Source organism: Shewanella sp. Actino-trap-3 (assembly GCF_002836275.1).
In the GTDB taxonomy this organism is placed as follows: domain Bacteria; phylum Pseudomonadota; class Gammaproteobacteria; order Enterobacterales; family Shewanellaceae; genus Shewanella; species Shewanella psychromarinicola.
The window spans coordinates 3,260,819-3,286,024 of record NZ_PJCE01000001.1; the positions used below are offsets into that span (position 1 = coordinate 3,260,819).

Annotated in this window: 24 protein-coding genes and 1 pseudogene; 5 read left to right on the forward strand and 20 right to left on the reverse strand. The window is 41.6% G+C overall.

Annotation, left to right across the window (positions count from 1 at the left end; translation table 11 throughout):
* Window positions 1–5: 5 nt before the first annotated feature.
* The 14 genes from atpG to CXF80_RS14020 all read right to left on the reverse strand — a co-directional run bounded on the left by atpG (window position 6) and on the right by CXF80_RS14020 (window position 13,114).
* A complete protein-coding gene (atpG, locus tag CXF80_RS13955) occupies window positions 6–866 on the reverse strand; it encodes a F0F1 ATP synthase subunit gamma (RefSeq protein ID WP_101033430.1) in 861 nt (286 codons plus the stop codon).
* 53 nt (window positions 867–919) lie between these two features.
* Window positions 920–2,461, reverse strand: a complete 1,542-nt coding sequence (gene atpA / locus CXF80_RS13960) for a F0F1 ATP synthase subunit alpha (protein ID WP_101033431.1) — start codon at window positions 2,459–2,461, stop codon at window positions 920–922.
* A 14-nt stretch (window positions 2,462–2,475) separates the two neighbouring features.
* Window positions 2,476–3,009 carry a F0F1 ATP synthase subunit delta gene (atpH, locus tag CXF80_RS13965; protein WP_101033432.1) on the reverse strand — a complete coding sequence of 178 codons (534 nt, stop codon included), beginning with the start codon at window positions 3,007–3,009 and terminating at the stop codon, window positions 2,476–2,478.
* 16 nt (window positions 3,010–3,025) lie between these two features.
* Window positions 3,026–3,496, reverse strand: a complete 471-nt coding sequence (gene atpF / locus CXF80_RS13970) for a F0F1 ATP synthase subunit B (RefSeq protein ID WP_101033433.1) — start codon at window positions 3,494–3,496, stop codon at window positions 3,026–3,028.
* A gap of 37 nt (window positions 3,497–3,533) precedes the next feature.
* A complete protein-coding gene (gene atpE, locus CXF80_RS13975; protein ID WP_011639455.1) occupies window positions 3,534–3,785 on the reverse strand; it encodes a F0F1 ATP synthase subunit C in 252 nt (83 codons plus the stop codon).
* Window positions 3,786–3,850: 65 nt separating this feature from the next.
* A complete protein-coding gene (gene atpB, locus CXF80_RS13980; protein WP_101033434.1) occupies window positions 3,851–4,687 on the reverse strand; it encodes a F0F1 ATP synthase subunit A in 837 nt (278 codons plus the stop codon).
* Window positions 4,688–4,699: 12 nt separating this feature from the next.
* On the reverse strand, window positions 4,700–5,083 hold the full coding sequence (locus CXF80_RS13985; protein WP_101033435.1) for an ATP synthase subunit I: 384 nt from the start codon (window positions 5,081–5,083) through the stop codon (window positions 4,700–4,702).
* A 225-nt stretch (window positions 5,084–5,308) separates the two neighbouring features.
* Window positions 5,309–6,193, reverse strand: coding sequence for a ParB/RepB/Spo0J family partition protein (locus CXF80_RS13990; RefSeq protein ID WP_101033436.1), 885 nt, complete (start codon window positions 6,191–6,193; stop codon window positions 5,309–5,311).
* A gap of 9 nt (window positions 6,194–6,202) precedes the next feature.
* A complete protein-coding gene (locus CXF80_RS13995) occupies window positions 6,203–6,991 on the reverse strand; it encodes a ParA family protein (protein ID WP_101033437.1) in 789 nt (262 codons plus the stop codon).
* Between the two features lie 62 nt (window positions 6,992–7,053).
* Window positions 7,054–7,674, reverse strand: coding sequence for a 16S rRNA (guanine(527)-N(7))-methyltransferase RsmG (gene rsmG, locus CXF80_RS14000; RefSeq protein WP_101033438.1), 621 nt, complete (start codon window positions 7,672–7,674; stop codon window positions 7,054–7,056).
* A gap of 112 nt (window positions 7,675–7,786) precedes the next feature.
* Window positions 7,787–9,676: a tRNA uridine-5-carboxymethylaminomethyl(34) synthesis enzyme MnmG gene (gene mnmG, locus CXF80_RS14005; protein ID WP_101033439.1), complete on the reverse strand. Its 1,890-nt coding sequence runs from the start codon at window positions 9,674–9,676 to the stop codon at window positions 7,787–7,789.
* Window positions 9,677–10,147: 471 nt separating this feature from the next.
* Complete coding sequence (mioC, locus tag CXF80_RS14010) at window positions 10,148–10,588, reverse strand: FMN-binding protein MioC (RefSeq protein ID WP_101033440.1); 441 nt, start codon at window positions 10,586–10,588, stop codon at window positions 10,148–10,150.
* A 475-nt stretch (window positions 10,589–11,063) separates the two neighbouring features.
* The gene (gene fghA / locus CXF80_RS14015) at window positions 11,064–11,909 is read right to left on the reverse strand and encodes an S-formylglutathione hydrolase (protein ID WP_101033441.1); all 846 of its coding nucleotides are present in this window, start codon (window positions 11,907–11,909) and stop codon (window positions 11,064–11,066) included.
* 74 nt (window positions 11,910–11,983) lie between these two features.
* Window positions 11,984–13,114 (reverse strand): S-(hydroxymethyl)glutathione dehydrogenase/class III alcohol dehydrogenase, encoded by a 1,131-nt coding sequence (locus CXF80_RS14020; protein ID WP_101033442.1) that lies wholly within the window; start codon window positions 13,112–13,114, stop codon window positions 11,984–11,986.
* A gap of 141 nt (window positions 13,115–13,255) precedes the next feature.
* On the opposite strand from CXF80_RS14020, the pseudogene CXF80_RS14025 reads away from it, so the two are divergent.
* Window positions 13,256–14,118 (forward strand): annotated as a pseudogene (locus tag CXF80_RS14025) (LysR substrate-binding domain-containing protein).
* A gap of 17 nt (window positions 14,119–14,135) precedes the next feature.
* Here the strand turns inward: CXF80_RS14025 and CXF80_RS14030 are convergent.
* The 6 genes from CXF80_RS14030 to rpmH all read right to left on the reverse strand — a co-directional run bounded on the left by CXF80_RS14030 (window position 14,136) and on the right by rpmH (window position 18,566).
* The gene (locus CXF80_RS14030) at window positions 14,136–14,753 is read right to left on the reverse strand and encodes a 3'-5' exonuclease (RefSeq protein ID WP_101033443.1); all 618 of its coding nucleotides are present in this window, start codon (window positions 14,751–14,753) and stop codon (window positions 14,136–14,138) included.
* A 13-nt stretch (window positions 14,754–14,766) separates the two neighbouring features.
* Entirely contained in the window at window positions 14,767–16,128 is a 1,362-nt protein-coding gene (gene mnmE, locus CXF80_RS14035; protein ID WP_101033444.1) for a tRNA uridine-5-carboxymethylaminomethyl(34) synthesis GTPase MnmE, read from the reverse strand.
* Window positions 16,129–16,209: 81 nt separating this feature from the next.
* Window positions 16,210–17,835, reverse strand: a complete 1,626-nt coding sequence (gene yidC, locus CXF80_RS14040; RefSeq protein ID WP_101033445.1) for a membrane protein insertase YidC — start codon at window positions 17,833–17,835, stop codon at window positions 16,210–16,212.
* A 3-nt stretch (window positions 17,836–17,838) separates the two neighbouring features.
* Window positions 17,839–18,093, reverse strand: coding sequence for a membrane protein insertion efficiency factor YidD (yidD, locus tag CXF80_RS14045; protein ID WP_101033446.1), 255 nt, complete (start codon window positions 18,091–18,093; stop codon window positions 17,839–17,841).
* Window positions 18,060–18,416 (reverse strand): ribonuclease P protein component, encoded by a 357-nt coding sequence (gene rnpA, locus CXF80_RS14050; protein WP_101033447.1) that lies wholly within the window; start codon window positions 18,414–18,416, stop codon window positions 18,060–18,062. Before rnpA ends, yidD begins: the two co-directional genes overlap by 34 nt.
* 12 nt (window positions 18,417–18,428) lie before the next feature.
* Entirely contained in the window at window positions 18,429–18,566 is a 138-nt protein-coding gene (gene rpmH, locus CXF80_RS14055; RefSeq protein WP_101033448.1) for a 50S ribosomal protein L34, read from the reverse strand.
* 445 nt (window positions 18,567–19,011) lie between these two features.
* Here rpmH and dnaA point away from each other — a divergent pair, with 445 nt between their 5' ends.
* The 4 genes from dnaA to gyrB all read left to right on the forward strand — a co-directional run bounded on the left by dnaA (window position 19,012) and on the right by gyrB (window position 25,128).
* Window positions 19,012–20,397 carry a chromosomal replication initiator protein DnaA gene (gene dnaA, locus CXF80_RS14060; protein WP_101033449.1) on the forward strand — a complete coding sequence of 462 codons (1,386 nt, stop codon included), beginning with the start codon at window positions 19,012–19,014 and terminating at the stop codon, window positions 20,395–20,397.
* 19 nt (window positions 20,398–20,416) lie between these two features.
* Window positions 20,417–21,517, forward strand: coding sequence for a DNA polymerase III subunit beta (gene dnaN / locus CXF80_RS14065; protein WP_101033450.1), 1,101 nt, complete (start codon window positions 20,417–20,419; stop codon window positions 21,515–21,517).
* Window positions 21,518–21,609: 92 nt separating this feature from the next.
* A complete protein-coding gene (gene recF / locus CXF80_RS14070; RefSeq protein ID WP_101033451.1) occupies window positions 21,610–22,692 on the forward strand; it encodes a DNA replication/repair protein RecF in 1,083 nt (360 codons plus the stop codon).
* 15 nt (window positions 22,693–22,707) lie between these two features.
* Window positions 22,708–25,128 (forward strand): DNA topoisomerase (ATP-hydrolyzing) subunit B, encoded by a 2,421-nt coding sequence (gene gyrB, locus CXF80_RS14075; RefSeq protein WP_101033452.1) that lies wholly within the window; start codon window positions 22,708–22,710, stop codon window positions 25,126–25,128.
* Window positions 25,129–25,206: the final 78 nt, after the last annotated feature.

Genomic DNA, 25,206 nt, shown 5'->3' on the forward strand with positions numbered 1-25,206 from the left:
TAAACCTAAACCGCTGCAGCGCCTGAGACAATTTCCGACAGTTCTTGCGTAATAGCAGCCTGACGGGCCTTGTTATAGACGAGTTGCAAATCATCGATCATTTCGCCAGCGTTATCTGTTGCCGCCTTCATTGCTACCATACGGGCAGCCTGTTCAGAGGCAATATTCTCAACAACACCTTGATACACTTGAGACTCTACATAACGAGTTAACAATACATCCAAAACTTCTTTTGGATCTGGCTCGTAAATATAATCCCAAGGATAATTAGCTACTTCTTCATCTGACTTAGGTAAAGGTAGCAGCTGTTCGATCACTGGTGTCTGGCTCATTGTATTAACAAACTTGTTAAACACAATGTACAGACGATCCAATTTACCTTCGTTGTAAGCTTTTAACATGACACGTACTGTGCCAATCAAATCAACAAGTTTGGGCGCATCGCCTAAACCTGATGCATGGGCGGATATTTCACCACCGAAGCTTTTAAAAAACTGAACAGAACGGGCACCAATTGGGCAGAACTCAAAATCTGCGCCCTGTTCCTTCCATTTTTTAACGTCTGACACAACCTGTTTAAATAAGTTGACGTTCAAACCACCACAAAGGCCACGGTCGGTCGCTACAACAATGTAACCAACCCGCTTGGCCTCTCTCACCTCTAAATAGGGGTGTTTATACTCGAGAGTACCTCGCGCTACGTGACCGATCACCTTACGCATATTTTCTGCATATGGACGGCTTGCTCTCATGCGTTCCTGCGCTTTGCGCATTTTGCTGGCAGCTACCATTTCCATAGCGGAAGTGATCTTCTGAGTATTTTTAATACTCGCGATCTTGGTTTTAATCTCTTTAGCGTTGGCCATCTCTACTCTCCAATCTGGGACCTGAGGTGCCTAATGACACCCCTTGTTCATTATTACCAGGTTTGGGTTTCAATGAACTTGTCTAGGCCTGCCTTTAACTCACCTTCGATATCAGCGTTATAATCGCCAGTAGCATTGATGGTATTAAATAGGTCAGCATGTTGACTGTTCATGTATGAAAGCAGAGCGGCCTCGAAGCGACCAATTTCATTTAAAGCAACACCTTTAAGGTAGCCTTTTTCAGCTGCGAAAATAGACACAGACTGTGCTGCAACGCTCATAGGAGCATATTGCTTTTGCTTCATTAATTCGGTTACACGCTCACCATGCTCAAGTTGAGCACGTGTTGCATCATCTAAATCAGATGCAAACTGTGAGAACGCAGCAAGCTCTCGATACTGTGCAAGAGCAGTACGAATACCACCTGACAGTTTCTTGATGATTTTAGTCTGCGCAGCACCACCAACACGAGAAACTGAAATACCTGGGTTAACAGCTGGACGTAAGCCCGAGTTAAACAAATCAGTTTCAAGGAAGATCTGACCATCTGTAATAGAAATTACGTTAGTCGGTACGAACGCTGATACATCACCAGCTTGGGTTTCAATAATAGGCAAAGCGGTTAACGAACCCGTTTGACCTGTTACTGCACCTTTAGTGAACTTTTCTACATAATTTACGTTTACGCGTGAAGCACGCTCTAGTAAACGAGAGTGTAGATAAAATACGTCACCTGGGTAGGCTTCACGTCCTGGTGGACGCTTCAATAGCAATGAAATTTGACGGTAAGCAACTGCTTGCTTAGACAAATCATCATATACGATTAAAGAATCTTCACCGCGGTCACGGAAGTATTCACCCATAGAACAACCAGAATATGGCGCTAAAAATTGCAGTGCTGCAGTTTCAGAAGCAGATGCAACAACTACGATAGTGTTAGCTAATGCGCCATGTTCTTCAAGCTTTCGCACTACGTTAGCAATGGTAGAAGCTTTCTGACCAATGGCAACATAGACACACTTAATGCCTGAATCTTTCTGGTTGATAATTGCATCGATTGCCATCGCTGTTTTACCAGTCTGACGGTCACCAATGATCAATTCACGTTGACCACGACCAATAGGGATCATGGCATCAACGGCTTTATAACCAGTTTGAATTGGTTGTGATACAGACTTACGTTCAATAACACCAGGGGCAATCACTTCAACAGGAGAGAAACCATCGTTTTCGATAGGTCCTTTACCGTCAATAGGCTCACCTAGAGTGTTAACAACGCGGCCAAGTAGACCACGACCCACTGGTACTTCAAGAATACGACCAGTGGTTCTAACTTTATCGCCTTCTGCTAAATTAGCATAAGGCCCCATCACTACGGCGCCGACAGAATCACGTTCTAAGTTCAACGCGATTGCAAAACAGCCACCAGGCAGTTCGATCATTTCACCCTGCATTACATCGGCAAGGCCGTTAATGCGAATGATGCCGTCACTTACTGCAACGATTGTACCTTCGTTGCGAGCTTCACTAACGACGTCGAACTGCTCGATCCGCTGCTTAATCAGATCGCTGATTTCAGTGGAATTCAGTTGCATGCTCAAACTCCCAATTACGACTGCAGCTTATCAGACAATCGCGATAATTTACCGCTTACCGAGCCATCAATGACTAGGTCGCCTGATTTAATAATAACACCGCCAATAAGCGATGCGTCGATGCTGCAATTCAGCTTAACTTTGCGTGCGAGACGTTTCTCTAGAGAAACACTAATTTGTTGCTGTTGCTCAGAGCTTAGCTCAGTAGCAGAAACCACATAGGCCTCAACTTCTTTTGCCCACTCATTACGGTATTCAGCAAAAAGTAGCGATACTGTTGACAGTATCCCTAAACGACCGTTTTCAGCCATTACCTTTATCAGATTTTGACCTTGCTCATTGACTTGTTCACCGCATACTTTAATAAACAGTGAAGCGAGTTCTGTACTCGCTAAAGTACCATTAAGCAGTGGCTTTATTGATTCGTTTTCACTTACCAATGAAGCGAAAGTTAACATTTCTGTCCAACTTTCTACTACTTTATGTTCAACAGCAAAATCAAAAGCTGCCTTTGCGTAAGGGCGAGCGATGGTGCTTAATTCAGCCATAACTCAACTCCCTTAATCAAATTTCAGCAACAAGTTTATTAACAATGTCACTGTGGGCTTCTGGATCAATCGCACGTTCAAGAATTTTCTCTGCACCAATGATGGCTAGAGAAGCAACTTGCTTACGCAAGTCATCTTTCAGGCGATTACGTTCGTTTTCAATTTCTGCTTGACCCTGAGCGATAATTTTCGCTCGCTCAGTTTGAGCTTCAACTTTAGCTTCGTCAACGATTTGAGCCTTACGCTTATTAGCTTGCTCAATAATGTCGTTGGCAGTTACCTTTGCTTCTTTTAGATGCTCAGTAGCTTTAACTTGTGCTAACTCTAGATCTTTTGCTGCACGGCCGGCATCAGCCAGACCATCAGCAATTTTCTTCTGGCGTTCTTCGATGGCATTCATCAACGGCGGCCATACAAACTTCATGCAAAACCACACGAAGAGAATAAAGGCAACCGTCTGACCGAATAGGGTAGCGTTGAAATTCACAACAGCCTCCTAGTTAGATTAAAGACAGAAGCGTTAATTAAAGCATTGCACCCAATGGGTTAGTAAACAACATAAATAGCGCAATACCGACACCGATCATAGTCACCGCATCTAGTAGACCCGCTACGATGAACATTTTAACTTGTAACATAGGCGCCATTTCTGGCTGACGTGCTGCACCTTCCAAAAACTTTCCACCTAAAAGGCCGAAACCGATAGCTGTTCCTAATGCACCCATACCAATAAGTAGAGCAACAGCAATAGCCGTCATTCCTAATACAGTTTCCATATCTATCTCCAATATTCTAAATCGTTGTTATTAATGATTTAGGTCAAAAAAATTTTCGGTTATTCTTAATGATCTTCATGAGCCATGCTTAAATAAACAATGGTCAACATCATGAAAATAAATGCTTGTAAGGTAATAATTAAAATATGGAAAATTAACCAACCTAGTTGTAAACCTACACCTAGAGCAGATAACGCCACGTTAGAACCGTACATCAATGCAATAAGAATAAAAATCAACTCACCAGCATACAAGTTACCAAATAGTCGAAGAGCCAATGAAATAGGCTTTGCAACAAGAGTAACTGTTTCTAATAAAAAGTTGACGGGTATCATTGCCCAATGGTTAAAAGGCTGAAGTGTTAATTCTTTTACAAAACCTGAAACACCTTTGACTTTAATGCTGTAATAAATAATCAGCACAAACACACCAATAGCTAAGCTGAAGGTGATGTTAACGTCGGTAGTCGGAACAACTTTTAGGTATGGCACACCCATTAAACTCGCTGCCCAAGGCAACCAATCTACAGGTATCATATCCATGAAGTTCATCATGAAAATCCACACAAAAACTGTCAAGGCTAAAGGTGCAATAACCGGATTGCGGCCGTGAAAAGTTTCTTTCACACTGCTATCAACGAACTCAACAATCATCTCGACAAAACATTGAAATTTGCCAGGAACGCCTGTTGTCGCTTTTTTGCCGGCACTGTAAAACAGCCATAAGAACAACACTCCAAGCCCAACCGAAAAGAACAACGAATCAATGTTCCAAGTCCAAAAGCCAGCCTTTTCACATGCATGGTTCATTGCTAGCCCATTATCGGTAGCACAAACTTGCAGGTTAGTAAGGTGATGTTGGATATAGCTTTGCTGTGTTAGCTCTTCACCAGTTGCAGCCATGATTCATCCCACTTAACTTTGCTTGAAATATAAAGGTGCTATCCAATGTACGACTAACGCTAACGAATAACAGGTAAAAAGTGGCATAAAACCGACTTTTAAATTGATAAACACTAACGAAAACAATGCAATGGTTAACAGCATCTTTACCGCTTCCCCCCAATAAAAGCTTTTAATCACTTTTACTGCTGAGCTTGCTCCACTATGAGAGAAAGCTAGGGTTGCGAATACAAAATTAGGAAGTACAGCAATTACACCACCTGCTAGTGCAGATAAGCCATGCAGTGCTCCCCACATAACGAAAAATAATATTGAAATAATACTCGCCACTGCCGCTTGTACCAGCACTAATTTATAGGCTGCTAACCTGCCACGACGCGCCAAAACATTACTCAACTTTATATCTCCGCATTAATACCTTTTGTGGTCCTAATGTTAAATTTAATATATTAAACTAGCCTTAAGATCCAAAAAGCCTGCAAAGTATACCTTTTCGCGCTTTGTTTGCAACGTTGATGATAGTAAAACAGCTATGTAATGCACTATTACGCACTTAATAATCAAAAACAAAAAACAGAGCTATGTCGCAAACTTACTAATGAAATTGGTTTAATCCACATTTCAACGAATTTTACTTAAAATCCCGTCTAATTCAGTAAGGTTCTGATAGTTTATAACAATTTTCCCTTTACCTTTGCTGCCATGATTAATGGCAACCTTGGCACCGAGTTTTTCAATTAACTCTTGCTCTAAGCGACTAACATCATGATCTTTAGCTGGTGTTTCGGCTTCTTTAGCAGGATTTAAGACTTTATTAACTAATCGTTCAGTTTCTCGAACAGTCATTTCTTTTGACGCGACTAATCGAGCTAAATTTGTCTGTTCATCACCCTCTACAGCCAATAATGCACGGGCATGGCCCATGTCGATGTCACCATTTTCTAACAAACGTTTAACAGGCTCGTTGAGGCTATTTAAGCGTAATAAATTAGACACGCTTGCACGAGACTTACCAACAGCATCGGCTACTTGTTGGTGGGTTAACTCAAACTCTTCAAGTAATCGTTGCAGTGCGATGGCTTCTTCCATTGCATTAAGATCTTCACGCTGAATATTCTCAATAAGGGCGATGGCGACAGCAGCATCATCTGCCACTTGCTTAACAATACAGGGGACTTTATCAAGTTTGGCTAATTGAGCGGCACGCCAGCGACGTTCACCGGCGATGATTTCATAGTTAGTTTCAGATATTTTACGGATAACAATCGGTTGGATTACACCTTGAGCGCGAATCGATTCAGCCAGCTCTTCTAACGCTTCTGATGACATGTCTTTACGAGGTTGATATTTACCCGGCTGTAATAAATCAAGATCTAGGTGAATTAAATCACTTAATCTAGCTGATTGTTGCTGTTCTTCTGCTTGTTCGCTTTTAAGACTTGCGGCATTACTATGATTTAATAAGGCATCCAAGCCTTTACCTAAACCGCGTTTTTTTAAGGTCATTTTTGTATCCTACGCTTGTTTTGGTTGAGTTTGCTGTTCCGCACGACGTATTATTTCACCGGCTAGGGCTAAATATGCTTTGGCTCCAGCACTTGATTTGTCGTAATACATGGCAGGTGCACCAAAACTAGGTGCTTCAGCTAAACGAACATTTCGCGGTATCACGGTACGATACACTTTTTCACCAAAATGCTGCTTGAGTTGATCAGATACATCATTTGATAAACGATTGCGCGGATCATACATGGTGCGCAAAATACCTTCTATGCTCAACGTAGGATTAACCATAGCACCGAGCTTAGTTATAGTATCAATTAACGCTGTTAAGCCTTCTAGGGCATAATATTCGCATTGCATTGGTACTAGAACGGAATCAGCGGCAGACATGGCGTTTACCGTTAGCATATTGAGCGATGGCGGGCAGTCTATAAAAATATAGTCATAATCATCTTTGATCGACGCTATTGCATTACGTAAACGGATCTCTCGAGCATAAAATTCCATCAATTTAATTTCTGCCGCGGTGACATCACTATTACCTGCGATCAAATCATATTTACCTATGGTATTTTTAATCACGATATCGGCAAACGGTTTTTCTTCGACTAATAATTCATAAGCGGTATTCTCGACTTCATATTTATCAACGCCACTGCCCATAGTCGCATTGCCTTGAGGATCTAAATCGATCAACAACACTTTACGCTTTGTGGCGGCAAGTGATGCGGCTAAATTAACGCAAGTTGTTGTTTTTCCAACGCCACCTTTTTGGTTGGCTACGGCAATTATTTTACCCACAATGTCATCCTGTCTTAAAATTATTGATGTCCGGTTAGCTTAATTAGCGAAAGAAATGCGTGTTATTGCTTGGCTATTTTTAATAAATGTCGCTGTTCATCTAACGTTGGAACATGCAATACAATAGTTTCTACCAACGAAAATCCTGCTGGTATCTGTTGTAATTCTTGCTGATTTAACTGGCCTTTTAACGCATAAAAAATGCCTTTTTCAGTCGGTAAATGGTGACACCAACTTAGCATATCTTGAATAGATGCAAATGCTCTGCTTAATACACCGTCAAATTTAATATCTGGGTTATAAGCTTCAACACGACTTTCAACTGGAGTAATATTATTGATTTTTAGTTCGAACTGAACCTGTTTTTGAAAACGGAACCGTTTGCCTAAACTATCAAGCAATACAAACTGCTTATCTGGATTCATAATCGCTAATGGGATCCCAGGTAAACCAGGGCCGGTTCCTACATCGATAAAATGCTGTCCTTCAAGGTAAGGAGAAACCGTTAAGCTGTCCATAATATGGCGGATTAGCATTTGCTCAGGATCGCGAACGGAGGTGAGGTTATAAGCCTTATTCCATTTATCAAGCATTTCAACAAAACCTATTAATTGTTTTTGTTGTAATTCGGTGGCCGACATTTTAATTTCAGCTAAATAGGTTTTAAGTTGGGCAGATAACACAGAAAGCCTCGTAGGTTGCATGATAACGACGGCAGTTATTATGAAGCCGTAAAAGCACTAAGGGAAGCCTTATGGCTTCCCTTGTGTTATTGAGTTGAAAAAATTACAACATTTATGCGATTTTGCGCAATAAACCTCGTTTTTTCAAATGCACTAGCAAAATAGAGATTGCTGCAGGTGTAATTCCTGGGATCCTTGATGCTTGTCCAACGGTATCGGGTTTATGGTTATTGAGTTTTGCGATCACTTCATTTGACAGGCCTGGTACTTGTTGATAATCCAAATCAAGTGGCAATAACGAGTTTTCATGACGAATAGCTTTATCAATTTCATCTTGCTGACGCTGAATATAACCCGAGTATTTAACTTGAATTTGTACTTGTTCAGCCGCTTGCGGATCATCAAGACCAGGGCCAAAACCCTCTAATGACATTAGCTTCGCATAATCCATTTCTGGACGACGTAGTAAATCTTCAAATGATGCTTCACGTGAAATAGGCGCATTTAATTCTGGATTAAGTACGCCTAATAAAGGTGAATTAGTATGAACCCATTGGCTACGTAAACGCTGAAGTTCCAATTCGATCGATTCTCTTTTTTCTATAAATAATTTCCAGCGATTGTCATCAACTAATCCAAGTTCACGGCCTTTTTCTGTTAAGCGTAAATCGGCATTGTCTTCGCGAAGCAATAAACGGTATTCCGCACGACTGGTAAACATGCGGTAGGGTTCTTTGGTTCCTAAGGTTGATAAATCATCAACAAGTACGCCAAGGTAAGCTTCATCACGACGAGGACACCAAGCCGTTTTGCCTTGAACTTGCAGTGATGCATTCATCCCAGCAAGTAAACCTTGTGCTCCGGCTTCTTCGTAACCTGTAGTGCCGTTAATTTGACCGGCGAAAAAGAGTCCTTCAATGGCTTTGGTTTCTAATGAGTTTTTAAGATCTCGTGGATCAAAATAATCATATTCAATGGCATAACCTGGGCGAATAATTTCAGCGTTTTCCATGCCTTTAATCGAACGTACTAAATTTAGCTGTACATCAAACGGTAAGCTGGTTGAGATACCGTTTGGGTAGATCTCATTGGTGCTTAACCCTTCTGGCTCAATAAATATTTGATGTGACGATTTGTCTGCAAAACGGTGGATCTTGTCTTCGATAGATGGGCAATAACGTGGCCCAACACCTTCTATCACGCCAGAATACATCGGACTTCTATCAAGTCCTCCACGAATTATCTCGTGGGTATTTTCATTGGTATGAGTAATAAAACATGAAACTTGTCTTGGATGCTGGCTGACATTACCCGTAAATGACATTACAGGTAACGGTGTATCACCTTTTTGTTCAGTCATTTGTGAAAAATCAATGGTGTTTGCATCAATGCGTGGTGGTGTACCGGTTTTCAAGCGGCCAACACGGATATTTAATTCGCGTAAGCGATTAGCCAATGCAATCGCGGGTGGATCACCGGCTCTGCCACCGCTATAATTTTGCAGTCCAATGTGAATTTTACCGCTTAAAAAAGTGCCCGTGGTCAGCACTATTGCAGGTGCTTCGAAAGCTAAGCCCATTTGAGTTACTACACCAACAACTTTATCATTTTCAACAACGAGGTCATCAACAGCCTGTTGGAAAATACGTAAATTAACTTGGTTTTGTAAAATATGTTGGATTTTTTGACGATACAGCGCTCTGTCTGCTTGGGCTCGTGTTGCACGAACTGCTGGCCCTTTGCTTGAATTTAATGTTCTAAATTGGATACCAGCAAAGTCTGTTGCCGTTGCCATTGCCCCACCCAATGCATCTATTTCTTTCACTAAATGGCCTTTACCAATGCCACCGATAGCTGGATTACAAGACATTTGGCCAAGCGTGTCGATGTTATGAGTTAACAATAATGTTTTTGAGCCCATTCTTGCCGCTGCAAGTGCTGCTTCAGTTCCGGCATGACCACCACCAACAACAATTACATCAAACCGTTCATGAAAATGCATTATCTGACCTTTGATTGCTAAGTAAGTTAAATTTGAATCTACCCTTTTTTCGATTGGATCATTTTAGCACTTGCTTGTCTGAACGTGAACGATCATTTTTCACTGATTGATCAAGATGGCGTTTGCTTAATAGATCTTAAGATCTTTATATAGATCTTTTTATTATACTTATTATTAGGATCGGACTTTTCTGTTGATAACTTTTATTTTTCTTTATAATCATATAGTAATGTAAAACCTAACCTGTTATTTGATCGCGATCAAACTCAAGATAACATGGGGACAGATCGGGGGGTTATCCACAAGGGTGATCATTGAGCGGATCGGACCGTGAATAGTACAGAGTTATGATCGCTAAAAATAATAGCTTATCCACAAAGTTATACTAAAAAAGAGTATATTGTGGATAAGTGTAATCTAATCTGTGAATGGATCATTATTTATTCAGGATATGATCGCGTTTACTGACATTTAGATAAGATGTTGCCATTGCAATAACCACGCTAGAGCGGGTTCTTCCGGTATTGGATCTTGTTGTACATCGATTTGGATCTTATCCACAATAGCTTTAGATCCATTTTGTAAAAGCAGTTCGGTGATCATTTCAGGTCCTTGGCAGAAAGTATCGTAGCTTGAGTCCCCTATTGCACACAAAGCGAACTGGATATGGCTAAGATCGGGCATTTCGATCATTAATTGTTTATAAAAAGGAACGATATTATCAGGTAGATCGCCTGCTCCATGAGTAGAACTGACAATGATCCACAGTGAAAAATCACCTAATTCATCGATATTTGGCTCTATAAATACCTCTGTTTGGTGATTTAACTCAGCAAGTTGAGCTGCCATTTCATCGGCAACATACTCTGAACCCCCTAATGTTGTGCCTACTAATAATGCGATTTTTGCCATTTTAACTCCGAATACTTAATTATATTTGTCCATTATACGCCCATTTTTCATTACCCTGTGTGGCTAACCTCAGTCGTGTATTAGACTGAATGTAACCATAAAACAACCAGTTTAAATGACTCTTACTGAAGAAACACGACAGATAGCTGAGTTTGCATGGGGGTCTGAGAGGGTTATGTTATGGGTTGATGACTTATTCTGGCTTATTTACTTTCGATTTGTCCCCTTTCGCTACATAGATCACCCTATTAATGTCGTTAGAGGTCCATATCCTGATGATCGCGCCAAGCATAATATGCTGCATGCGGGGCGTTTTTCAGGGCCATGAACGGTACCGTGGGGATGGCCTATGTTGCAGTGGCTAATATGTTTGGGGCGGCAAGGGGCTATTTTCTGTTGGGAATTAATCATTAATATATTGATTAATAATAAAAAACGAGCTATCTAGGCTCGTTTTATTATCTGCTTATAGACTTTATAACCGTGCTAGGTGTTTTGCATGAAAACGCAGATGGTCTTCAATAAACGTTGCGATAAAATAATAGCTGTGGTCATAACCTGGTTGCATTCTTAGCTCAAGCGGATAACCTTTGGCTTTAGCCACTTGTACTAAGGCTTGTGGTTTGAGTTGCTCGTCTAAAAAGTTGTCGTTGCCGCCTTGGTCCACTAGCGCGGGGACAAATTGTTGGCTATTGCTCATCAACTCACAGCTGTCATATTGTTGCCATTGTTGCTGATCATCTCCTAAGTAACTGCGGAATGCTTTGATGCCCCATGGGCAGTCCATTGGGTGACAAATAGGACTAAATGCTGACAGGCTGTTATATCGGTGCGGGTTTTTCAATCCGATAGTTAACGCGCCGTGTCCACCCATTGAGTGACCGCTAATACTACGTTGCTGTGTTACCTGAAAATGAGCTTCAATCAATGCTGGCAATTCGTTTACCACGTAATCATACATTTGGTAATGCTGATCAAATGGTGGTTTTGTGGCATTAAGATAAAATCCTGCCCCTAAGCCAAAGTCATATGCGCCGTCTTTATCATCTGCGACACCTTCCCCTCGCGGGCTGGTATCGGGTGCCACAATTGCTATTCCTAGTTCGGCAGCGATGCGCTGTGCGCCCGCTTTTTGCATAAAGTTTTCATCAGTACAGGTGAGCCCTGACAACCAATATAACACCGGTACTTTTTGGCTTTCTGCTTGTGGCGGTAAGTAAATGGCAAAGCGCATAGTGCAATTAAGTGCGCTTGATTGATGACTATATTGTTTATGCCAACCACCAAATGCTTTGGTACTGCTGATACTTTCAATGGTCATTAAGTGTCCTTATTTGTCAGCACGCAGTTAAGCCGTCTGAATGCTTAACTGCGCCTGCGATGATGAATTAAGCGTTACTTGGCAAAGTGAATTACACTGCGAATACTTTCGCCTTTGTGCATTAACTCAAACGCATGGTTAATATCTTCAAGACCCATAGTGTGGGTAATAAAGTGGTCTAGTTTGAATTCGCCCGCTAAGTATTGTTCAACAATACCGGGTAACTCGCTGCGTCCTTTTACCCCACCAAATGCACTGCCACGCCATACACGACCCGTGACCAACTGGAATGGGCGGGTTGATATTTCTTGGCCTGCGCCGGCAACTCCAATAATGACCGATTCGCCCCAACCTTTATGACAACATTCTAATGCACTGCGCATCACATTGACGTTACCGATACATTCAAACGAGAAATCCACGCCGCCATCGGTCATTTCTACAATCACTTCTTGAATCGGCTTATCAAAGTTTTTAGGGTTAATGCAATCGGTTGCCCCTAATTTTTTAGCCAATTCAAATTTAGATTCATTAAGATCTATACCAATAATACGGCTGGCACCTGCCATGGTGGCACCAATAATTGCAGATAAACCAATACCGCCTAGACCAAAAATTGCCACAGTATCGCCTTGTTGAACTTTAGCTGTCTTTAGAACAGCGCCCATTCCAGTGGTAACACCACAACCGAGCAGACACACTTCTTCAAGTGGCGCGGTTGGATTCACTTTTGCTAACGATATTTCTGGTAATACTGTGTATTCCGAGAACGTTGAGCAACCCATATAATGGAAAATAGGTTGGCCATCTTTAAAGAAACGTGTAGTGCCGTCTGGCATTAACCCTTTTCCTTGAGTAGCGCGAACCGCGCTGCAAAGATTGGTTTTACCAGAAGTACAAAACTTACAAACACCGCATTCAGCGGTATACAGCGGAATAACATGATCGCCTACTTTTACGCTAGTGACACCGTCACCGACCATATGAACAATGCCGCCGCCTTCATGACCAAGAATCGCTGGGAATACGCCTTCAGGATCATCGCCTGAAAGTGTGAATGCATCTGTGTGACAAACACCTGATGCCACAATTCGTACCATGACTTCACCTGGTTTTGGGTACATTACATCGACTTCTTCTACCGATAGTGGCTGACCAGGTCCCCAAGCAATTGCGGCTTTTGACTTAATAAATTGTGCTGACATAAATGATTTCCTTAACATTAGCTACCATGGTCGACATGGCTGATCGTAATAACTTCAGTGTAGTGTATTTAGCCATTGTATTTGTTTATCATATAATGATAATTAACTTTTTTTACAAATAACTTTTACGATAATGTAATAATGATGAAGTGGGAAGGTATTTTTGAATTTGTTGCCGTGACCGAAACCAACAGTTTTATGGCTGCAGGTAAGCGTTTGAGTATTTCTACTGCGCAAGTGAGTCGACAAATCAGCCAGTTGGAAAATCGTTTAAACACCAAATTATTTTATCGCACCACCCGTAAGGTATCACTAACTAAAGAAGGTATGGTTTATTATCAGCATTGTCGTCAAGTGTTAAACAGTCTTGATGAAGCAGAGCGAGCTATTTCAAAACCGCAAGGCTTGATTAGGATCACCGCGCAAGTGACCTACGGTGAAAAATTTATTATGCCGATAGTAATTGATTTTATGCAGCAATATCCTGACATTGAAGTGGTTTGCGAATTAACAAATCAACAACTTGATTTGGTTGATGGTGGTTATGATTTAGCTATTAGGCTTGGGCGTTTACTCAATTCCAGCATGATGGCAAAACGATTAACCAATAGACGCCAGTACGTGTGCGCCGCACCGAGTTATATTGCTAAATACGGTACACCTTATGCTTTATCTGAACTGACTCAACATAACTGCTTAATTGGCAGTCAGCCTCATTGGCATTTTGTTGAAAAAGGTAAACCTAAGACGGTAAAAGTGCATGGATGTTTGGCATGTAGTAGCGGTTTGAGTTTATTGAATGCGGCAATTTTGGGTTTGGGTATATGCAGTTACCGGGATATTACGTCAATGATGCCATTGCTGAGGGGCGATTGGTTGTATTACTTGCACCTTTTCAACAACCAAAAGAAGGCATTTGGGCTTTGTATCCGCACAATCGTCATTTATCACCAAAGGTGAGATTGTTGGTCGATAAGTTATCGCAAGAGTTATCATTAAAGTGATTCAATCACTGATAAATTTAGCTCATAGTCCGTAAAAACCGCGCTATTTGAGCTTTAGGAAGACTGGATATTTTGTTGACCATATCAATGGTAATCGGTTGTTTGGGTAGTTGTTGCTGCAATACTTCTATTTGATGTAACCATAAATGACTTGTCATGGTGGCGTCGGCTAATGCGCGGTGAAATACGCCATCGTTAGGTAACTGATGATGATCCACTAGCGTGCCGAGCTTATGATTGGGGGCATCTTGGCTTATGCGGCGAGATAACAATAAAGAGCAGCAAAAGATCCCTGAATATTTCAGCTTGTGTTGGGTAAATTCAGCATCGAGAAACTTCTTATCAAAACTGGCATTGTGTGCCACCAGATTAAACCCATCGATAAATTTGGCAAATTGTCCCATTACTTGCTTTGACACTGGGGCATGTTTGAGCATGTCGTTGCTGATACCTGTGTATTGTTCAATAAAGCTATTGACTCGCCGACCTGGATTAATCAGTTCCTGAAAGGTATCGACTATTTGACCATCGACCAATTTTACCGCGCCGATTTCAATGGCACGGTCACCATTATCGGGTGACAAACCTGTGGTTTCAAAATCGAGCACCACAACTTGGTTAGCGAGTGTTGTCATTAATATTGTCTACTTATTTACCGATACAAAATGAACTAAAAATCTTGCCGAGCAAATCATCTGAGGTAAATTTACCGGTGATTTCAGATAAGGCTATTTGTGTCATTCGAAGCTCTTCAGCCAGTAATTCACCGGCTAAATACACCTCAAGCTGTTCTTTACCTAGCTGTAAGTGACTTGCGGCAAGATCGAGTGCTTCTAAATGGCGACGACGGGCAATAAAGCCACCCTCTAAGTTACTTTGGTAACCCATTAATGATTTGAGATGTTGCTTTAACTCATCAACACCTAAACCTGTTTTGGCCGATATCCGATAAACGTTATTGCCCTGTTCTTCGGTTTTGTCTAAGGTTTCACCGGTTAAATCGGCTTTATTACGTACGACTGTAACCCCAAGTTTTGCCGGTAGGCGGTCGATAAAATCTGGCCAAATCTCGTGAGGGTTCACGGCATCGGTTGTGGTGCCATCGACCATAAACAATACTCTATCTGCTGCGGCTATTTCGGCCCATGCGCGTTCAATACCAATTTTTTCAACAGTGTCGAGCGTATCTCGTAATCCTGCTGTATCTATGATGTGAAGTGGCATACCGTCTAAGTGGATGTGTTCGCGTAGCACGTCGCGAGTCGTACCGGCAACTTCCGTTACAATAGCCGATTCTTTACCTGCTAACGCATTCAGTAAGCTAGATTTACCGGCATTTGGGCGACCGGCAATAACAACTTTCATGCCTTCGCGGATAATAGAACCTTGCTTGGCGCTGGCTTGTACCGTGTCTAATTTATTGATGATTTTATATAACGCGTTGGCGATTTTTCCATCGGATAAAAAATCGACTTCGTCATCGGGGAAATCAATCGCGGCTTCCACATATAAACGTAGGTTGGTGACTTGGTCGACAAGCTCATGGACTTCTTTTGAGAATTCACCTTGTAGTGATAACAATGCACTTTTCGCAGCCTGTTCACTGGTGGCATCGATTAAGTCTGCAATGGCTTCTGCCTGAGTTAAATCGAGCTTATCGTTCATAAAGGCTTGTTCGCTGAATTCTCCTGGTCTAGCAATGCGAATACCATCGATTTCCATGACGCGCTTGATTAGCATGTCGAGCACAATTTGACCACCATGACCTTGTAGTTCAAGCACATCTTCGCCAGTAAAGGAATTGGGTCCTTTAAAAAATAGCGCAATACCTTGGTCAATAACCTTACTGTCAGCACTGTTAAAGTCACAATATTCAGCGTAACGCGTTTTTGGCACATGGCCAATAATGGCGGTTGCAACATTAGTGGCTAAGTTACCAGAAATACGAATGATGCCTACGCCACCTCGTCCGGGGGCGGTCGCTTGTGCCACAATAGTGTCTGTTGTCACGGTAGTACCTATAAAATTGATAAAGGAAAAGGCGGCTAATCAGCCGCCTTTTTAATCAGTTATACAACATTGAGCTTAGGCTTATTTTATGCCATTTTTCTCAAGGCCGGCATAAATAATCTTCTGTTGAGTAATGGCAACTAAGTTACCTACTAACCAGTAAAGTACTAGACCTGCTGGGAACCATAAGAAGAAGACGGTAAAGATAACGGGCATCCACTGCATCATTTTTACTTGCATAGGATCCATCGTTGGCGCAACCGGTTGCATTTTCTGCATTAAAAACATCGACAAGCCCATTAATAATGGCAAGACGTAGTATGGATCTTGTACCGATAAGTCGTTAATCCATAGCATGAATGGCGCATGGCGTAATTCATAGCTTTCTAGCAGCACCCAGTAAAGCGCGATAAAGATTGGCATCTGTAACAAAATAGGTAAGCAACCTCCCATAGGGTTTACTTTCTCTTTCTTGTACAGTTCCATCATCGCTTGACCCATCTTCTGACGGTCATCGCCAAAGCGTTCTTTCATCTCAGTCATTTTTGGCTGCAGATTACGCATTTTGGCCATCGAAGTGTATTGCTTCTTGGTCAGGGGATATAAGCCACCACGTACCGTTAGGGTAATCAAAATAATTGCTACACCCCAGTTACCCACAAATGATTGATAGAACATCAATAACCAATGGATTGGAATGGCTAACCACCATAAGAAACCATAATCAACAACCAAGTTTAAGGTTTCAGAAATAGCTGAAAGTGCTTTTTGATTTTTAGGGCCGACATAAAACTGTGAGCTAATATCTTGTGTGACGCCTGGTGCAATATCATATACCGCGCCGCGAAAACCTATATTGGCTAAACCACCAGAGACTCTTGAGAAAATGGTGTTTGAATCTATTGCTGGCGGAACCCAAGCTGACACAAAGTAATGTTGTAGCATTGCTGCCCAACCACCTAATGTGACTTTAGCAAGATTCTTATCAGCCATATCGTCAAAATTATATTTCTCATAACGAGTATCTTCAGACGAGAAAGCACCACCACGATAAGTCGGCATAATCATGCTACTTTCTGATTCTTTAATCGTTTGTTTAATTTGACCATACATTTGCACTTGTAACGGTGCCGTTGAGGTGTTGTTGATGGTGTAATCTACGCCGACATCATACTGACCACGGGTAAACGTAAAGGTTTTTACGTAGGTGACACCGTTGTCTGCTGTAAAAGTAAATGGCACAGTTAATGTGTCTTTGTCTTCAGCTAAAAAATATGAACTGGCTTGAACATTATAAGTTGCACGACCATTAGCACTACTATCAATACCATCACGACCAATAAGGCCACTTTGAGCGATATAAGTGAAATCATTTTGCTGATCTAAAATAACGAAAGGGTCGTTACTGTCTATTTCGCGTTTATGTTCCACTAATGCGGCATAAACAATGTCACCACCAATAGGGCTTATTTTAATAACAAGCTTATCGGTTTTAACGCTAATAAGGTTTTTAGTTGCAGGTAATTCTTCTTGTACCCCAATAACATCTGCTTCTGGAACGTCATCACTGTGTTGTGGGGCGGCGTTAGTTTGGCTAACAGTTTGTGCTGCTGCCGGTTGTGGTGCTTTATCTGTTTGCCATTGTTGCCACATTAAAAAGCTGACAAACAGCAGACCGATTAGCAATATATTGCGTTGAGATTCCATAGCCTATTTATTACACCTGTCATTTTTAGGGGGGACGGGATCACTACCGCCTGCATGTAAAGGGTGACATTTTAATATGCGTTTTATTGCAAACCAACTACCTTTTAGTGTTCCATGTGTTTTTATTGCTTCTATAGCGTAATAAGAACAAGTTGGATTAAACCGACAACGCGGTCCCAATAAAGGGCTGATAATAATTTGGTAACCACGGATAACCGTAGTTGCTAGCCATTGTAACGGCGACTGAGTTTGCGCCATAGCTTTTCTACTAATTTGTGTAGTTCTGCATTTTCCATTTCCATCACGCCATTTCTGACTAATACAACGATATCTATATCTGGGATGTCGTGTTGATGTAAACGAAAACTATCTCTTATCACACGTTTGATACGATTACGTTGGTTTGCACGTTTAACAAAACGTTTTGCAACGGTTAACCCTAAACGAGGATGTTGCTCTGAATTTGGAATTGCGAGCAGAGTTATTTCAGCAGAGGATGCTTTGATTGGATTGGAGAATACAGATTTAAATTGCGCGGGAGTTAACAAACGTAACTCCCGCGAAAAGGTATAGCTAGTCACCTGGTTATCTACTTATGCAGATAAACGAGTGCGACCTTTCGCACGACGACGTGCAAGTACCTTACGGCCACCTACAGTAGCCATACGAGCGCGGAAGCCGTGAGAACGCTTGCGCTTCAGGTTGCTAGGTTGAAAAGTACGTTTACTCATTATGGCAATCCGTCTTTGTTAGTGAATTTTCCTTATCTCCAAAATTAGAGTTAAGGGTAAAAAAGAGGCAGAATTGTAATCACTTTAAGTACTGTCGTCAATAACGAAAGTACTTATATAATAAATTTATGCCAATCTTTATTTGAAGCTACTAACGATTAAGCACCATAAGATGTGGATAAGTCTGTGTACAGACACTATATCTTGTGGATCTTTCATTGTTTCAGTAGATCAAAGAATCGCTATTATAGATCAAGGTGGATCGGTTAATAAAGCTGGATTTGCTTGAAATTCACAATTAATCGATCGTTTTCGATCTTTGATGATCATCGATTTATACATAGAATGATCACGCTGGGGATAAATCTGCTTTTAAGGATAGCGATCATAGTGATCTCACTATAGAATACATCTCCTTTGTTTAAAGATATTTGGGGATAAATAAGTGGCGGTTTCACTTTGGCAACAATGTATCGGCAGACTGCAAGACGAGTTATCAGCGCAGCAGTTCAGTATGTGGATCCGTCCGTTACAGGCTGAAATGGATGGTGATACATTGGTTTTGTATGCGCCAAATCGTTTTGTGCTGGATTGGGTACGCGATAAATACATCAATATCATTAATCAATTTTTTACTGAACAAATGGGCGGTAATGCACCCAAGTTACGTTTTGATATTGGTAGCCGTCCTTCTGCACGCCAAGTTGCGCCAGCGCCTGTAGCTGCTAAGCCTGTGAATCGTCAAACGAAAGCCCAAGTGGGAACGACGTCTTTTAATACCCAGGCCGAACCGATTATCAATCCCAACCACCGCAGTAATATTAACCCAACATATCAGTTTGATAATTTTGTTGAAGGTAAATCGAACCAATTAGGTAAAGCTGCGGCATTGCAAGTATCTGAAAATCCTGGTGGTGCTTATAATCCGTTATTTTTATATGGCGGAACCGGTTTAGGTAAAACCCATTTACTGCATGCTGTGGCCAATGGCATTATTAAAAACAATCCTAATGCTAAAGTGGTATATATGCATTCTGAGCGTTTTGTACAGGACATGGTTAAGGCCTTACAAAATAACGCCATTGAAGAATTTAAACGTTATTACCGCAGCGTAGACGCGTTATTTATTGATGATATTCAATTTTTTGCCAATAAAGATCGTTCACAAGAAGAATTTTTTCATACCTTCAATGCTCTACTAGAAGGTAATCATCAAATTATTTTAACCTCTGATCGTTATCCTAAAGAGATCGACGGGGTAGAAGATCGCTTAAAATCACGTTTTGGTTGGGGGTTAACCGTAGCGATTGAACCGCCGGAGTTAGAAACCCGCGTGGCGATTTTAATGCGTAAAGCACAAGAGAATGGCATTAATTTACCCGATGAAGTGGCTTTCTTTATTGCCAAGCGTTTACGTTCAAATGTACGTGAATTAGAAGGTGCACTAAACCGTGTGATTGCTAATGCTAACTTCACTGGACGTCCTATCACCATCGACTTTGTGCGCGAAGCATTAAGAGATCTCTTGGCACTGCAAGAAAAATTAGTCACTATAGATAATATTCAGAAGACTGTTGCTGAGTATTATAAAATAAAAATGGCAGATATGCTGTCTAAACGCCGTTCTCGCAGTGTGGCAAGGCCTAGACAAGTGGCGATGGCGCTATCTAAAGAACTTACTAACCAAAGTTTACCGGAAATTGGTGATGCTTTTGGTGGTCGTGACCATACGACAGTATTGCATGCTTGTCGTAAAATCGCCCAACTGCGCGAAGAGAGTCATGACATTAAAGAAGATTATGCTAACTTGATTAGAACTTTGTCTTCTTAATTCAGGGATTGTAGACACGATGAAATTTTCAATTGATAGGGACGCCCTGTTAAAACCGTTGCAGCTAGTGTGTGGCGCGGTAGAACGCAGACACAATTTACCTATTTTAGCCAACTTATTAGTTGAAGTTAGTGAGTCCTCACTTAAGCTAACGGGCACTGATTTAGAAGTTGAGTTAGTGGGCCAAGTGGCAATTCATGGTGATATTGATATCGGTCGTACCACCGTTCCAGCCAAAAAATTGCTGGATATTGTTAAGTCATTACCAGAGCAAAGTGAATTAAAAGTCGAACAGCAAGATAATAAATGGTTATTGCGTTCCGGTCGTAGCCGTTTTTCATTGGCAACATTGCCTGCTGAAGATTACCCCAACGTTGAAGAATTCCAAGCAGATATCGAATTTAGCTTAAAGCAAGGCGTGTTGAAGTCGATTATCGATTCAACTCAGTTCTCAATGGCTAACCAAGATGTGCGTTATTACCTTAACGGTTTGTTATTTGAAACCGAAGGTAATGTTTTACGTGCTATAGCCACAGACGGACACCGTTTAGCGCTAAGTCATCGCACGTTAGATATCTCATTACCTGAAAAGCAAGTGATTGTGCCTCGCAAAGGGGTGGTTGAAATGGCACGCTTGCTCGACAGTGACGATCAGGACATTACCATTGCGATTGGTGATAATGCCATTCGGGCCGTGACTACCTCCGCTGTGTTTACCAGTAAGCTCGTTGATGGTCGCTTCCCTGATTATCGTAGAGTGTTACCTAAGGGTGGCACTAAAGTGGTCATTGCCAGCCGAAATCAGCTAAAACAAGCATTAACCCGCGCCTCTATTTTGTCGAATGAAAAATTCCGTGGGGTTCGTATTCAGCTTGAACCTGGGTTATTGAAAATTACTGCTAATAACCCAGAGCAAGAAGAAGCTGAAGAAATCATTGATGTTGATTATGACTCTGATAATTTAGAAATTGGTTTTAACGTCAGCTATCTACTTGATGTGTTAAATAACTTAGCCAGCGATGAAGTGCGTATTACCTTAATTGATGGTAATTCGAGTGCTTTGATTGAGAACCACAAAGAAGAAGATTCTATGTATGTGGTGATGCCTATGCGTCTTTAACGGGTTATCGTCTGATTGTTTATTAAGGTGCTGTAAGGCACCTTCTTTGTCTATATAGGATTATTTATTCCGGTTATCACAAATAGGTCTTCATGAGTTTATCGCGTCTTACCATTGGTTCATTTCGTAACATTACCTCTGCGTCATTACAGCCTTGTGATGGCTTAAATTTGATTTACGGTCAAAATGGCAGTGGCAAAACCAGTATTCTTGAAGCCATTTACTTTTTGGGTATGGGCCGCTCGTTTCGCAGCCACTTATCGCAACGGGTGATCAACCATGATGACGATAAACTGACCCTATTTGCCCAGTTAATTGACGCCGACAGAGACTATAAAATTGGTTTACGTCGCCATCGAAGTGGTGAGATTGAAGTTAAAATCAATGGCGAGAAAGTGAAGCGTTTATCAACGTTGGCCGATACTTTGCCCATTCAAGTTATTACTCCAGAAAGTTTTTCTTTATTGTTCGAGGGACCTAAAGCTCGCCGTCAATTTATCGATTGGGGGGCATTTCATTCCGACCCGTATTTTTATCAAGCTTGGGTGAATACCAGGAAGGTATTAAAGCAGCGCAATCAATTACTTAGAAATCAATCACCCTATAGCCAAATACAATTTTGGGATAAGGAGTTGGTGCGGTATGCTGAACAGGTTACCGATATACGAAATCAATATGTAGACTCGTTAAATGGGCTACTAAAGGGTATAATCGGAGTGTTTTTACCTCATATTGATATTAAGGTTTCTTTTACCCGAGGATGGGACAGTAAAACGGATTTTTCACAATTACTTGAAAACCAATACTCAAGAGATTTAGCCGCAGGTAATACGGGTAGCGGGCCCCATAAAGCAGACTTACGTTTGCGTGTGGGTACTTTACCCGCGCAGGATGCGTTGTCCCGTGGACAATTAAAATTATTAGTCTGTGCACTACGTATTGCACAGGGAAAGTTGCTCAAACAACAGCTAGATAAAAACAGTATTTATCTGGTTGACGATTTACCGTCAGAGTTGGATGCACAGCATAGGCAGCTATTGCTTCAGCAGTTAACCGAAACCGGTGCACAAATATTTGTCACCGCGATTGATCCGCTAACAATAGTCGATTCGTTATCTAGCCCTCCAAACAGGACGTTTCATGTGGAACAAGGGCTGGTAACAGTTATTGAATAACAACGAGAGATAAATATGTCAGAGAATAGTTACGATTCTTCGAGTATCAAGGTATTAAAAGGCCTTGATGCAGTCCGTAAGAGACCTGGTATGTACATTGGTGATACTGATGATGGCACAGGTCTTCATCACATGGTATTCGAAGTGGTTGATAACTCTATCGATGAAGCTTTAGCAGGCCATTGTAGCGAAATCACCATTACCATTCATTCCGATGGTTCAGTCTCAGTAAAAGACGATGGTCGTGGTATTCCTGTTTCGATACATGAGGAAGAGGGTATCTCTGCTGCTGAAGTGATTATGACCGTACTTCATGCAGGTGGTAAGTTTGATGACAACTCATACAAAGTCTCTGGTGGACTTCACGGTGTGGGTGTTTCGGTCGTTAATGCTTTATCGCGAAAGCTGCAGTTAACTATTCGTCGTGCAGGTAAAATCTATGAGCAGTTTTATACTCATGGTGTACCTGATGCGCCTATCAAAGAAATCGGCGATGCGGTGACAACCGGCACCGAACTCCGTTTTTGGCCAAGCAGTGAGACGTTTACTAATAATCTTGAATTCCATTTTGAAATTTTAGCCAAACGAGTACGTGAACTATCATTCTTGAACTCTGGTGTGGGCATTCGTTTAGTTGACGAGCTCGAGAATAAAGATGAATTCTTTAGATATGAAGGTGGTATTAGAGCCTTTGTTGACTACTTAAACCGTAACAAAACGCCGATTAACAAAGATGTATTCCATTTTGCACACGAACGCGAAGACGGTATTACCGTTGAAGTGGCAATGCAGTGGAACGATGGTTATCAAGAAAATATTTATTGTTTTACCAATAATATTCCTCAGCGCGATGGTGGTACTCACTTAGCCGGTTTCCGTGGAGCATTGACGCGTAACTTGAATAACTACATGGAACGTGAAGGTTATAACAAAAAAGGTAAAACCAACGCCACCGGTGATGATGCGCGCGAAGGCTTAACTGCGGTTATTTCTGTTAAAGTACCGGATCCAAAGTTTAGCTCGCAAACGAAAGATAAACTTGTTTCTAGCGAAGTGAAAAGCGCTGTTGAGCAAACGATGGGTGAGCAGTTAAACGATTACCTATTAGAAAACCCAGCAGATGCTAAATTAATTGTTGGCAAGATTGTTGACGCTTCACGCGCGCGCGAAGCGGCTCGTAAAGCGCGCGAAATGACTCGTCGTAAAGGGGCATTAGATTTAGGTGGTTTGCCTGGTAAGTTAGCTGATTGCCAAGAGAAAGACCCTGGTCTTTCAGAAATATATATAGTGGAAGGGGACTCTGCTGGCGGATCTGCCAAGCAGGGGCGTAATCGTAAAAACCAAGCTATTCTTCCACTGAAAGGTAAAATCTTAAACGTAGAAAAAGCGCGTTTTGACAAAATGTTATCGTCTCAAGAAGTGGCAACACTGATCACGGCATTAGGTTGTGGTATTGGCCGCGACGAGTATAACCCTGATAAGACCCGTTATCACAATATCATTATCATGACCGATGCTGATGTCGACGGTTCACACATCCGTACCTTGCTACTGACCTTTTTCTTCCGTCAAATGCCAGAATTGATCGAGCGTGGATATATTTATATTGCTCAACCACCGCTCTTTAAAGTGAAAAAAGGTAAGCAAGAACAATATTTAAAAGACGAACCCGCGTTAACGGAATATTTAACTACTCAAGCACTTGATGGTACAAGTATTTACCCAAGCAAAGGTGCTTTTGGTATGTCTGGTGAGCCATTAGAGCGCTTGGTGGCGCAGTATCGTGAAGTTGAACGCATCATTAAGCGTCTAGAAAAACGCTTCCCGTCCAACTTACTTGACCGTATGTTGTATCACCCAGAAGTCACCGCGGATGTGTTGAATGACGAAGCGAAAATGACCTCATGGTGCAATGACTTTATTGCGGCATTAGTTGAGCGTGAAAATAGTGGCATTATCTACACTTCGAATGTCATGCTTGATCCTGAACGTAAGGTTTACACCCCTAGTGTGACAATCCGTAAACACGGTATTGATTTCACCTATCTATTTGGTCATGACTTCTTTACGTCAACGGATTACCAACGTATGGCTAAATTAGGTGCTGCGTTACACGGTATGATTGAAGAAGGCGGTTACGTACAACGTGGCGAGCGTGTTAAAGACGTTGAAAGTTTCTTAGAAGCGCTAGATTGGACGATGAGTGAAGCCAAACGCGGTCTTTATATTCAACGCTATAAAGGTTTGGGTGAAATGAACCCTGAGCAGTTATGGGAAACCACAATGGATCCGGAATCCCGTCGTATGTTACGTGTGACCATTGAAGATGCGGTTGCTGCAGATCAGCTCTTTACGTGCTTGATGGGCGACCAAGTTGAGCCGCGTCGTGAGTTTATTGAAACCAATGCGCTTAATGTTGCAAACTTAGACGTATAACATAAATTATGTGTGTAAATGGGTGCCTTTGGCACCCATTTTTTTTACTATATTGATTATAATAGAAATTAATCAACA